The sequence below is a fragment of the Oleiphilus sp. HI0079 genome (assembly GCF_001635105.1).
This window is the reverse complement of record NZ_LWFT01000570.1, coordinates 1-11,664: the sequence shown is the minus strand read 5'-3', so window position 1 is coordinate 11,664 and position 11,664 is coordinate 1. Positions and strand designations below refer to the sequence as shown.

The 11,664-nt window shown below is 48.0% G+C and carries 13 protein-coding genes; 9 read left to right on the top strand and 4 right to left on the bottom strand.

Annotated elements, in window-relative coordinates; genetic code table 11:
* On the top strand, window positions 1-99 hold a 99-nt coding region (locus A3750_RS27115; protein WP_156498504.1), incomplete at its 5' end, for a helix-turn-helix domain-containing protein.
* Between the two features lie 171 nt (window positions 100-270).
* Here A3750_RS27115 and A3750_RS09400 read toward each other — a convergent pair.
* The gene (locus A3750_RS09400; protein WP_068548199.1) at window positions 271-1,032 is read right to left on the bottom strand and encodes an exodeoxyribonuclease III; all 762 of its coding nucleotides are present in this window, start codon (window positions 1,030-1,032) and stop codon (window positions 271-273) included.
* Between the two features lie 242 nt (window positions 1,033-1,274).
* Between A3750_RS09400 and A3750_RS09395 the strand changes: the two genes are divergently transcribed.
* On the top strand, window positions 1,275-1,991 hold the full coding sequence (locus A3750_RS09395; protein WP_068548198.1) for a nitroreductase: 717 nt from the start codon (window positions 1,275-1,277) through the stop codon (window positions 1,989-1,991).
* A gap of 1,177 nt (window positions 1,992-3,168) precedes the next feature.
* On the opposite strand, the gene A3750_RS09385 is transcribed toward A3750_RS09395, so the two are convergent.
* The gene (locus A3750_RS09385; protein ID WP_068548196.1) at window positions 3,169-4,152 is read right to left on the bottom strand and encodes an adenosine kinase; all 984 of its coding nucleotides are present in this window, start codon (window positions 4,150-4,152) and stop codon (window positions 3,169-3,171) included.
* A gap of 104 nt (window positions 4,153-4,256) precedes the next feature.
* Between A3750_RS09385 and A3750_RS09380 the strand changes: the two genes are divergently transcribed.
* From A3750_RS09380 to A3750_RS09370, 3 genes are read left to right on the top strand one after another with little or no spacing between them, the layout of a single operon-like run.
* The gene (locus A3750_RS09380) at window positions 4,257-5,441 is read left to right on the top strand and encodes an MFS transporter (RefSeq protein ID WP_197474981.1); all 1,185 of its coding nucleotides are present in this window, start codon (window positions 4,257-4,259) and stop codon (window positions 5,439-5,441) included.
* A gap of 16 nt (window positions 5,442-5,457) precedes the next feature.
* Complete coding sequence (locus tag A3750_RS09375) at window positions 5,458-6,435, top strand: alpha/beta hydrolase (RefSeq protein WP_068466030.1); 978 nt, start codon at window positions 5,458-5,460, stop codon at window positions 6,433-6,435.
* Complete coding sequence (locus tag A3750_RS09370) at window positions 6,436-7,041, top strand: hypothetical protein (protein ID WP_068548195.1); 606 nt, start codon at window positions 6,436-6,438, stop codon at window positions 7,039-7,041.
* Window positions 7,042-7,115: 74 nt separating this feature from the next.
* On the opposite strand, the gene A3750_RS09365 is transcribed toward A3750_RS09370, so the two are convergent.
* Complete coding sequence (locus A3750_RS09365) at window positions 7,116-7,763, bottom strand: ChrR family anti-sigma-E factor (protein ID WP_068452352.1); 648 nt, start codon at window positions 7,761-7,763, stop codon at window positions 7,116-7,118.
* The gene (locus A3750_RS09360) at window positions 7,730-8,317 is read right to left on the bottom strand and encodes a sigma-70 family RNA polymerase sigma factor (protein WP_197466165.1); all 588 of its coding nucleotides are present in this window, start codon (window positions 8,315-8,317) and stop codon (window positions 7,730-7,732) included. The genes A3750_RS09365 and A3750_RS09360 overlap by 34 nt, the downstream gene beginning before the upstream one ends.
* A 200-nt stretch (window positions 8,318-8,517) precedes the next feature.
* On the opposite strand from A3750_RS09360, the gene A3750_RS09355 reads away from it, so the two are divergent.
* The 4 genes from A3750_RS09355 to A3750_RS09340 all read left to right on the top strand — a co-directional run.
* Entirely contained in the window at window positions 8,518-9,546 is a 1,029-nt protein-coding gene (locus tag A3750_RS09355) for an NAD(P)/FAD-dependent oxidoreductase (RefSeq protein WP_068548193.1), read from the top strand.
* Window positions 9,547-9,690: 144 nt separating this feature from the next.
* Window positions 9,691-10,653, top strand: a complete 963-nt coding sequence (locus tag A3750_RS09350) for an acyl-CoA desaturase (RefSeq protein WP_068466032.1) — start codon at window positions 9,691-9,693, stop codon at window positions 10,651-10,653.
* Window positions 10,646-11,092, top strand: coding sequence for a nuclear transport factor 2 family protein (locus tag A3750_RS09345; RefSeq protein WP_068457661.1), 447 nt, complete (start codon window positions 10,646-10,648; stop codon window positions 11,090-11,092). The genes A3750_RS09350 and A3750_RS09345 overlap by 8 nt, the downstream gene beginning before the upstream one ends.
* A partial coding sequence (locus A3750_RS09340; RefSeq protein ID WP_068548192.1) for an SDR family oxidoreductase occupies window positions 11,089-11,664 on the top strand: 576 nt, incomplete at its 3' end. The genes A3750_RS09345 and A3750_RS09340, both read left to right, overlap by 4 nt.

The following is an 11,664-nucleotide window of genomic DNA, read 5'->3' as shown; positions in this document are numbered from 1 at the left end:
TTGCAGCAAACAAAATGGAATAGAACGGCAGCCGCTAAAATGCTAGGTATGAGTTTTCGCTCGATGCGGTATCGCTTGAAGAAGCTTGGGTTAGATTAGTGATTCTGATCGTCGTCAGACAAAGAGTTTGAGAAAAAGGCACGATAGTCGCCTTTTTTCACGGTTCGGCCACTTAGGTCATCATGCACCTTCAACCTTCAACCTTCAACCTTCAACCTTCGCCATCCTTCGGCTTGACCAACGAATGACGAAGCGACGCCTTGTACGCTTCTAAATTTCTAACAAAACTGGGCAGTGGTCCGAGCCCATGATTTGATCAAAAATATCTACGCTTATGATATTGCCCTGTAAGACTTCAGAAACGAGAAAGTAATCAATCCTCCACCCAATATTGCGCTGACGTGCGCCAGCCCTGTAGCTCCACCATGTGTATTTCTCGCCCAACTCTGGGTTTAGCGCCCTGAAACTATCAACAAAGCCCGCCGCATGATAATTATCCATGCCATCAATTTCTTCCTGCATATAGCCTGCGCTCTTGTTGTAATTAGGCTTAGGGCGAGCAAGATCTAGATCTTTGTGCGCAACGTTCAAGTCACCGCAAACAACGACTGGCTTGGTTTTCTCGAGCGTTTTGAGATATTCAAGAAAGGCGGAATCCCAGGTTTGCCGATAAGCGAGGCGCTTTAGTTCGCTGCCCGAATTAGGGGTGTACACCGTAACGAGGTAGTAGTCATCGTATTCGGCACAAATAACCCGGCCTTCGGTGTCATGCTCTTCTATACCGAGATCATAGGTGACGGAAATAGGTTCCTGCTTTGTGAGAATGGCGGTACCCGAATAGCCTTTTTTAACCGCCGAATTTGAGTAGATGTGATAACCCTCAAGCTCGGCAAGGGCTTCACGAACCTGATCATCCTGCGCTTTGGTTTCCTGCAAGCAAAGTACGTCTGGTTGCATGGTCGCCATGCTCTCGAGGAAGTCTTTTTTCATTACTGCCCGAATACCATTTACATTCCACGATACTAAACGCACATTTTTCTCCCGTGACTATCTAAAGGCGATCTAAAAGCGATCTCAAAACTCTCTAAAAGCTGTTTAGCACTATCTCAAGATAATTGAGTGGCGCTCCAGCCGCTGCGCAGTTTACACCGCCATGCAGCATCTAGAAACACTTTACAGAAACAGTTTGTTCCATGCTCAACAACGGCTTTTAGCCTTTTCTTTTGCTGGTGAATTTCTTAGTCTGCATACGCGATCTACTGATAAGGATAAGTATGGAGTTTCAAGATGTTCTGCGCGGTCGACACAGCACGCGCTCTTTTACAGATCAGGATGTGAGTGACGAGCTGATACATTCGCTGTTGAGCGATGCCCTTCAAGCACCGAGTTCCTCGAATACACAGTCTTATCGTGTGGCTATTGCGAAAGGTGAGCTAAAAGATCAAATCGCTGCTGAGCTTGTTGACCGCTTTGATCGGATTTCGGCGCTTCAAGATTTGAGCGGCCCCAGAAAACTGATTAAGGGTGCACTCAGCGGAGCGCTGCCAAATGGTGACTTCAAAGCCGAGCTGAAGTATCCCAAGGATCTGCGGGATAAGGCATTTCAATGCGGCAAGGGCTTATACGAGCTACTGGAAATAAAACGTGGAGAGAGAGCAAAAAGGGATGCTTTTATTCGGCAGAACTTTCAATTCTTCGGCGCGCCTGTGGCGATGTTTATCTTCGTTCACGGAGATCGAGCGACCGCCAGTGCCTTAGATACAGGAATGTTTTTACAAAATCTGATGCTTGCAGCAACAGATCGCGGCCTTGGTACGTGTGCTCAGGCTTCCGTTGCAATGTGGGGTAAAAGTATTCGACCGTTCTTTAAAATTGATCGACCGTATAAGTTGATTTGTGGGCTTTGCCTCGGCTACCCCTCAGAAGAGAAGGTCAATTGTTATCGCCCTGATAAACGTTCGGTTGAGGAGATTTGCTTCTCTGCGTCATAGCTTGGATAGAAGGGTGCAGAGTTAGGTAAACAGTTAGGCAAACAGGTAAGTTAAGAAGGGTGTATCAATCAGCTGGCCGGTGTGTCCTTATTATGCTTTAGGTCGGAAGTACCTTGAGCCACTTGAAGCGATGTCGTCTTCCACACCAAAGCAGACATCAAAGGGTAGTTAGATTAGCATTGGTTTTGTGAGAAAAGCGGACTTAGGACTATTGGATATAATGAGACGATTGGAGGCCTTGGAGAAACTAAGATTCATAATCTGCAAGGCTGAATCATGTTTAGATAGCTAGTGGCGATTCATTCTTTAGATTGGCATTGGCTTGTGAGATAGCCGGCCATTCGTGATTTTCTATAGTGAAACGTGGCTAAAAATTTTGTTGAAGAAATAACAGGCATTATTATGCTCATTAGTTTTCGAGTTTGTACGTAATGGATTCCCCCAATTTGAAAGAAAGAGTCAACCCGTCAAAGCCTACTAACGCTACAGGTAAAGTATGTCCGAAATGTCGCGGAGAGATTGATTGGAAGGTGGTTCTGACTCCGCGACTTCAACGGACATATCGCTGCCATGACTGTGCGACTTTACTAGCGTATGAAAAAAAGAGGAATTTAACGATTTGCTGGGAGTTGGCTACGTTTCTGGTGATTGCTCTATATGTCGTGAGCATCAAATATGTGGCTCTCTTCGACAACTCTATAGCCATTATCTTAATTGGGTCAGCGTTCATTGGATTTGTAAGTGAAATATTGTCCTTTTTCTATAAACGCAGACACTTAGCTCTCGTTGAAATTGTAGATTGAGTTTGCTATTGCTGCATACCTTTATGAGGCTTGTCTTGTCGAGTGCAGATCAGGCGGAAAATAAATGCGTCCCCTTTATCATCCGCTGTTTGGTGTCAGCCGAAGCGACGGTTTGTTAGATTCTTAGCCCGCTATTCTCTCAAAGGCAATGTTCCGATATGGTTTAGATTAGCCTTTTGAGGGCGTGATGACTTTGGTCAAATTATGCTTTCATGGTGCGGCCACGTATTCCTTTCACAACCAAAGAATGAAGATCGATGGTGCCCGTGCCGAGAAATACCAGCGCCGAGAAATATCCGTGCGGAGCGATATCATGGCCAAACCTCACTTATGTGTTCGTCGTGAAGTCAGGCCGACATTTTCGTGTTTGCTATTTAGGCAAGCAGCTCAGCATGTTGCTCGGCGCGCAAACGAGGGCCAAACTGGCTTACTACTTTGGCTGCGGCTTGATTGGCAAGGCGCGCGGCTTCTGGGTAGCTTTGTCCATGTGTTAGCGCGTAGAGAAACGCACCTGCAAACATATCGCCTGCGCCGTTAGTGTCAATTGCTTTTGCGCTTGCACCTTCCACATGGGTTAGAGTCTCTCCGTCAAAGACGATGGCGCCGTCTTTGCCAAGCGTGATCGCAAAGCTTTTAGCATGTTGCTTCATTGCGTCGGCTGCTGCTTCAACAGTTTGAGTGTTGGTCCAGCCGAGTGCTTCGTCTTTGTTACAAAACAATAGATCAACGCCATTCCCAATCATGTCACTAAGACCGTCTCGAAAATATTCCACCATCCCCGGATCAGAAAGTGAGAGTGCGGTTTTTACGCCTGATTGCTCTGCGATTTCGCGTGATTTAATCGCAGCGGCGCGACCTGTCTCAGAGGTCACGAGATAGCCCTCAATGTAAGCCCACTCGGAGTCTTTTAAGGCGCTTTCATTGACATCTTCTGGGCTCAAGGTTTCGCTGATGCCAAGATAGGTGTTCATCGTACGCTCCGCATCTGGCGTAATCATGACCAGACACTTACCGGTAATGCCTTCGTGCTTAGCATCGTTATCGGTGTCCACGCCTGCGGCTTTTAGGTCTTGTTTAAAAAAATCGCCGTTCTCGTCTTTCGCCACCTTACAAGAGTAAAACGCTTTTGCGCCAAAATAGCTGGCTGCGATAATCGAGTTACAGGCGCTGCCGCCACTCGCGCGTTTACTGGCGACTAAATGCTCACTTAAGTGATCGAGTAGCTCGTGCTGGCGCGATTCATCAACAAGGGTCATCAAGCCTTTCTCAATATTGGCCTGTTGTAAAAAATCATCGTTCACTTCGATTTCTGTATCAACCAGAGCGGCACCTAGGCCATAGACGTGGTAAGTTGGCATGAATGGTTATCCCTATTCTTTGAAGGCTGTTGTTTTATGCGGAGGATTATCGCAGTGCACTGTCTACAAATCAAAACGATAAGCGAAGCAGATGCGAGGTGCGAGTGCGAGGTTTACATAGTAACGTTTGGTGGTTGACGCTGGCTGGAGCGCTTGGCTTGTGCACCGCTCCTTTGGTTGTTTTTATTGGCGGGTTAGTTGGTACTAACTTAGCAGAAGACAAAACGCTCGCTACCTTACCTGTTGCGGCCATTGTTATAGGCACGGCTTCTGCTGTGATTCCTGCGGCTCGACTTATGCAGCGATTTGGTCGCAGGAAAATTTTCATTCTCAATATTGTTTGGATGATGGCTAGCTCTCTAGCGGCTTCGTGGTCTATCGCGCACTCCTCCTTCTGGAGTTTTTGTGCTTCGGTGATGTGTCTCGGCGCGGGCCTCGCGACGATTCAGCAGTACCGTTTTGCAGCGATGGAGAGTGTCAGCCCTGAACAGCATGCACCGGCTGCATCGTTTGTGTTGCTTGGTGGACTTGTCGCCGCTTTCTTGGGCCCTGAGCTCGGTCAGCAGGGGCGTTTTCTATTAGACCAAGAGTTTGCGGGTGCGTTTTTATTGCTAGCTCTTGTTTTAGCGGCAAGCTTACCGGTATTTGCGCTTTATCAACCAATTCAAAAGACAGCCGAGCAGCATGCAAGCGCAGAATCAGCGAGAACGCTGAGAGATATCGCCGCCCATCCGGTGTTTTGGGTAGCGATCTTATCTTCTGCGATTGCTTATGTCGTGATGAGTTATGTGATGACGGCAACGCCCGTCACGATGCATAACCTAATGGGGCACAGCGTGACTGATACGAAGTGGGTTATACAGATACATATTTGTGCAATGTATTTGCCCTCTTTTTTCTCCGGGATATTGATTCAGCGCTTTGGTCAATTAAAGATGCTTTGGGCCGGTTTGGGTTGCTATGGCTTGAGCCTTGCGATTGCCTGGATGGATACCGAATTGATCAATTTCTATGTCAGCTTGATCTTGCTTGGCGTTGGCTGGAACTTATTATTTGTGTCTGGCACGAGCTTGTTACCTCAGTCTTATAAAGAGGGTGAGGAGTTTAAGGTTCAGGGTGTAAATGATTTCATGGTGTTTGGTTTGCAAGCCATTGCGGCCTTATCAAGTGGCGTTATTGTTTACTCGTTTGGCTGGGTCGTATTGTTGTTTTCCGCCTTGCCAGTATTGTTAATTCAGTTGTTATTGTTAGTATTCTGGCAAGGGCCGGGCAAAACCGCTCAAACATAATCAAAAGAAGAATTAAATGTTAAAAAACTCGATCGATATTCTTGGTGCGACGTCGTCAGCCTTCTCTTCCATGATGGTGCGCAGAGGCAGTTTAAATGCACGTTCTTGGCGAGCTGAGTTCTCTTGTCGCTTTATTCAAACACTGTTGAATCAGTCTCTGGATAAGCCGCATGACTGGTTGCGGGATTGTCAAAAAGCATTAGCGATGCGCGGCCCCGCTCTGTTTAAGGTTGATAGCAAGTCCATCGAAATAAATGGCGTCTCTTGTTTGGAATGTGTACCGAAGGCAGAGCGGCGTAAGAGTATTCCGACGATTGTGTATTTTCACGGCGGTGGGTATGTCGTTGGGAGTGTGCAAGGTTATCACTACACCCTGGCGAAGTTGTCGCTGCTCTGTAATGCGCGGGTGATTGGCGTAGATTATCGGCTTGCGCCGGAACATCCGTTTCCTGCGCCGCAGCAGGACGCACTTGCCGTGGTTAATTCTGTCTTAGAGCGCGCGACGCCTCAGGATCATATTTTTCTTGCTGGCGATTCTGCTGGGGGAGGCATGGCGCTGAACACGCTACGTGAGCTTAAAGAGGAAGGGCGCAGTGGCGCGATTGACGGCGCTGTTTTGATCTCTCCTTGGGTTCGGCCGTTTGAACCCGAGTGTTTAGAACAAGACTTTGCACCAAACGATATTCTCTCCGAAGCGTTGCTAGAGCGTTGGTCTGGTTGCTTTGGTGACAATCACACAGAGGCGGTTCGCGTGAGTGATTTTTCTGAAACCAGTTTTATCGGTTTTCCGCCGATTTATGTGCAAGCAGGTGGAAGTGAAATGTTTAAACCGCAGGTGGATGATTTGGTAAAGCGCTTACGCGCTGATAGGGTGAACACGGCGTATGACGTCTTTCCTGATATGTTTCATGTCTTTCAGACGTTTTCACCACTCGTGCCAGAAGCAGATCGTGCGCTAGCCTTGATTGCGAAAAAGATTGAGCGTTTGGCGTAGATGTTGAAGAAGCTAATCGCTTTGGTGATGGTGATGCAGCTGGCTGGTTGTGCGACGAACCCACCTTCTAACCCAGATAATCTTTGCGATATTTTTTACGAGAAACCGGATTGGTACGATGCGGCCGTTGAAACGCGCGAGCGGTGGGGTGTGCCGGTGCAGATTCCTATGGCGATTATGTATCAGGAGTCGCGGTTCAAATACGATGCGCAGCCGCCGATGGAATACTTTCTGTGGATCATTCCAATTGGTCGCGCTAGCGATGCCTACGGTTATTCGCAGGCAAAGACGCCAGTATGGGGTGAGTATCAAGACGATGCCGGAGGTATGTTTGCCGAGCGCGATGATTTTGAGGATGCAATTGATTTTGTTGGCTGGTATATGAATCGAACAGCGAAGATCAACAAAGTATCAAAATGGGATGCCTATGCGCAGTACCTTAATTATCACGAAGGGCAAGGCGGTTACCGGCGTGGCTCATATAAATCCAAGCCTTGGTTAACGCAAGTAGCAAGAAAAGTAGAGGCACGCTCAAAGCGTTATGGAGAGCAATACTGGGGTTGTAAGGACGATCTTGCTCAAGGGTGGTTCTGGAGCGTATTTTGAGCTTTTTCTCCTTAATAAGAGCATAAAAAAACCGGCTTGCGAAGGCCGGTTTTTTTGGGTCCGCTTAATGAGGCCTAACGCAAAAATGGATTCAGCATTCTTCCGAAAATGCCTGTCATTTTCAGTGGCGCGTCCATTACCGCTAAGCATATGCAATCTTGATCCATCGATGCTCGTGGCTGGTGCGTTGTACTTTGATCCGCGAGGATAAAGTCACCTTCGCTATAATCACACGTCCGATCAGAGAATGAGCCACTCATCACAAGCGTGAACTCTCTGCCCTCATGGGTGTGCTCAGGCAGCTCTTGACCCGCCTTGATGCGATACAACTTCGTTGTATAGCGTCCGTCTTCGATATTGAGTACAACCTCTCGAATATTCTTTGAGAAACCACTCCAGTCTAGAGAGTCGTAATCGCTTTTGATGAACCGCCGTAAAGGGCGAGGAATGTTCTTTAAACGTTCGTACGACGTTCGCTCAAAAGTTTGCTCTGGTTCGTTCGAATCCAATAGAGCAAGGGTTTTCTCTAAAAGATCCGGAGAAACAGACTCTTCTGTGCATTGTTCTAGGATGTCACCACCAAGCGATTCATATTTATGAACGCTCTCTCTACATGCGGTGCAGCTTTCCAAATGACACGCGATCATTAGACCGAGTGCGTCCGGAAGCTGCCCAGCAGCGAAGGACATCAAAAGTTCATCATTAGGATGATAATTAGCCATGACATTTGCTCTTTTGCTACGTTATCTAACTTTTTCATTGCGAGTCTCAGCCGCGATTTGATTGTGCCCAAGGGCAGGTCTAAATCTGCTGCAATCTCACTATGCGATTTACCTTCAAAGTAAACCTTGAAAACCACTTGTTTCTGCACTTCAGGCAAAACTTGCAACAACTTACGTGCTGATTGCCCTTCCAGTTCAGTCGAAATTTCTGTCTCGAGCTCTTCTCCGCTTTCTTCGGTCCATAAATCGTCCGACATCACCGTTTCATGGCGGCCTTTGCGCGCCATATCAATCCGTTTGTTCCGAACGATCGTGTATAACCACGTAATCGCGCTACCTGACTCTGGTTTGAACGTGTGCGCTTTTCTCCACACCGTTAACATACACTCTTGAAGCAATTCTTCCGCATCTGCATTCGATGCGCCGCACTGCATCGCAAAAGCTTTTAAACGCGACGATGTTGCATTGAACAGTTCTGAGAAGGCCTGCCGATCTTTATTTGCGGCAATGGCCAGCAGCAACTGGTTCAGCTCATTAGGCTGTTTTTGTGTCAAACTTTTCTCCTTAACCAGCGAGGGACTTTTCTCGCTCACTTTGTCTGACATCAAAGCTACCCTAGGATCTCTCTTCGGTAAAGCGCTCATAATTTTTCTCGTCTGCGTTCTTATCCCGTTTTGACTCTTGTCTAGTACAATCCAATACTTGAATTGTGCCGTATAGCTCGTTCCAAATAGATTACGTGAGGTTTTAGAAAATGGATTACATGCAAGATGATCAGCCGAAGCCATTCGACTATGTTGTTGTCGGCGCTGGATTTTCTGGTGCCTATTGTGCGGGTCAGCTTGCAAAACGAGGCTTTCGCGTCGCGATTGTAGACAAAGCGAGAGGAACCGGAGGCCGTCTCTCGTCGAAGCGCCTAAGTTTGGATGATCAGCCTATTGGGTTTGATCTGGGCGCGCATTCTTTCGAGGTGTCTAACGCGAACTTCGATGCGTATCTCAAGAGTCGTCGCGATGTTGTCATCCAAGAGGGCGAATCGCGCAAACGTGCTTACTCGTTGTCGCGCAACTCTAGTTTTGCTCGAGGAGCGCTTGGTGAAGCGACCCCCTATTTTGGCAAAAGAGTGTTGGAGGCGCGTTTTGAAGAGGGCGTGTGGAACTTGGTTTTGGAGAGTCGCGAGGGTAAGAGTGCGCTGAAGGCGACGTATTGTGTTTTAGCGGCTCCGCCCAAGCAGGCCGCTCAAATTCTTGGTGAGCATCATCCGCTGTTTGGTCAATTGGACGCGGTGGAACATGAGGCGCAATGGGTCGCAATGTTTGCTTTGGGAAGTGGCTCTAAACCTGTTGCGGAACTTCGTCGCTTATTAAGTCAGGAAAAAATTAACAGCGATGTTGTTCGGGACATTGTCTTCGATCACGACAAGCAGGGTAGAGATAAGCTCGAGGAACTGGAGGTCGTTGTGGTGCATGCGCAGCCTGACTGGACGTTGGCGCAGGTCGATTCCGATCCAGAAATGGTCGCCGATCGACTACTGCAAGAAGTTGCGTCACTCATAGACAAACCGTTTAAAGAGTTGCGTGATTGTATTTTGACAAAGCACGTACATCGCTGGTTGTATGCGCGTCCAAAGGCTGCTTATCGCCTGGCGAGTGGCTATCTCTCAAGCGCCGCAGATAACTTGCTCATCTGTGGTGATTACTTTACCGTTAACTCAGAGTTTGGCGTGGAATCTGCTTTCCTCAGTGCGCATGCCTTACTTGGCATGGAGAGCGGAGCAAAGTAACAAAAGTGCAGTCGTTGAGGGGCCATTTCCTAACAAGATGATGGCATGCCTTAAACCATCTGCGTCGCTGATACGTAAGTGCTGGTAACGAAACAAAGGTGCGGCATGAGAATAAGCCGCAGTGAAAGGAAGTTGGAGAAATGTATGGGGTTAGACAAGTCTCAGCCGAGACGGGACGTCCGGACTATCGTTCGCTCTGTTGTGCGCTGGTTTGACTCTGAGGCGTCTGCGCCGGACGAAGGAGAGAGTCCGTTCAGGATAAATTGGGTTCGGTGTATCCCGTTTCTTATTGTCCATATCGCCTGCTTGAATATTATTTGGCTCGGCTGGAGCCCCGTCGCAGTTGTTGTTTGTCTCGCTTTTTTCTGGTTAAGAATGTTCGCGATTACCGCGGTGTACCATCGCTATTTCTCTCACCGCTCTTATAAGATGAACCGTGGCTGGCAGTTTTTTTTCGCGGTGATTGGAGCATCCTCTGCGCAGCGTGGACCGCTTTGGTGGGCGGCGCATCATCGCAATCATCACAAGTTTTCTGATCAAGAAAATGATTTGCATTCGCCTATCAATCATAGTTTTTGGTGGAGCCATGTCGGCTGGTTCTTGAGCAATAAGGGCTATCACACCGACTATAAAGTCATTCCGGATCTCGCGAAGTATAAAGAGCTGGTATTTCTAAACCGCTACGACAGCTTGGTTCCAGTGCTGGCGGCTCTTGCAATGTATGGTTTGGGCGAGGTCTTGGCGACTTGGAAGCCCGAATGGGGCACCAACGGGTTGCAGATGGTTGTATGGGGTTTTTGTGTTTCAACGGTGCTGCTTTTCCATTCTACATTTACGATCAACTCTCTCGGCCATGTCTGGGGGTCACGACGATTCAAGACGAAAGACCACAGTCGAAATAATGCGTTTTTGGCTCTGTTGACGCTTGGAGAGGGGTGGCATAACAACCATCATCGCTTTGCGGTTTCCGCTCGACAAGGATTTTATTGGTGGGAAATCGATATCTCTTACTATGTTCTCAAAGGCTTGAGTTTTGTTGGCATTGTGCGTGACCTGAATCCTGTTCCTCAGCGTATTCTTGAGGAAGGGAGGAAACAAAATGTCTGAACAAACGCAGGTTGCTAAAACGATTGAAAAGTTCAAATCGCTTTACGACACGTTAAATCGCAATACCTTGACGGCCAGCATGCTCTCGGAGGTGTACGCCGACGATGTAGTTTTTGAGGACAGTTTGCATCGCATTGATGGTCTGCCTGCGATGTTTGAGTATTTCGAAAAGATGTATGAAAACGTTGAGAGTATTGCTTTCGAGTGGCAAGACTTAGCGCTCAATGAGAACGGCGGGTTTATCCGTTGGATTATGTATTTTCGCCATCCGCGTTTAAATAAGGGCCGCACGATCGAAGTGGCTGGTGTCAGTTACTTGGGTACGCGGAAGGGAAAAGTGATCGAGCATCGCGACTTTTTTGATGCCGGGGAAATGCTCTACGAGCGAGTTCCGGCGCTTGGTGCGGTCATTCGTACTTTGAAAAAAAGGGTGGCGTGAGTACGGTGAAGAAGCAAACAAACAGTAACAAGCAATCCAATGTGTGGATCGTTGGTGCCAGCACAGGAATCGGCCGTGCACTAGCCCTGCATTATGCGAAAAATAGTCTATCGGACGGCGTCGTTATTAGTGCGCGTTCAGCCGATAAACTCGCCTCTCTCAAAGCTGAGATAGAGAAGTTCGGCACGCCTTGTACTGTGCTGCCGATGGATGTGTCTGACGCAAAATCTTTGGTGCAAGCTGAGGAACACTTAAGCAATGCCGTCGATCATGTGAGTAGCGTCATTATTAACGCGGGCACCTGCGAATATATGGATAGCAACGACATAGACCCCGCAATGGCGCGACGTGTGTTCGAAACGAATTATTTTGGTGCGTTGGCGGTGTCGAAAATAGCCTTGCCGCATCTTAGAGCGGCGAGAGACAAAGAGTATTCCGCTTCTATGGTTTTTGTTTCAAGCAGCGTCACCTATCAGGCCCTGCCAAGAGCACACGCTTACGGCGCTTCAAAGGCTGCATTGCGCTATTTTGCGGAGTGTTTAAAGATCGATTTGCAGCATGAAAATATCAAT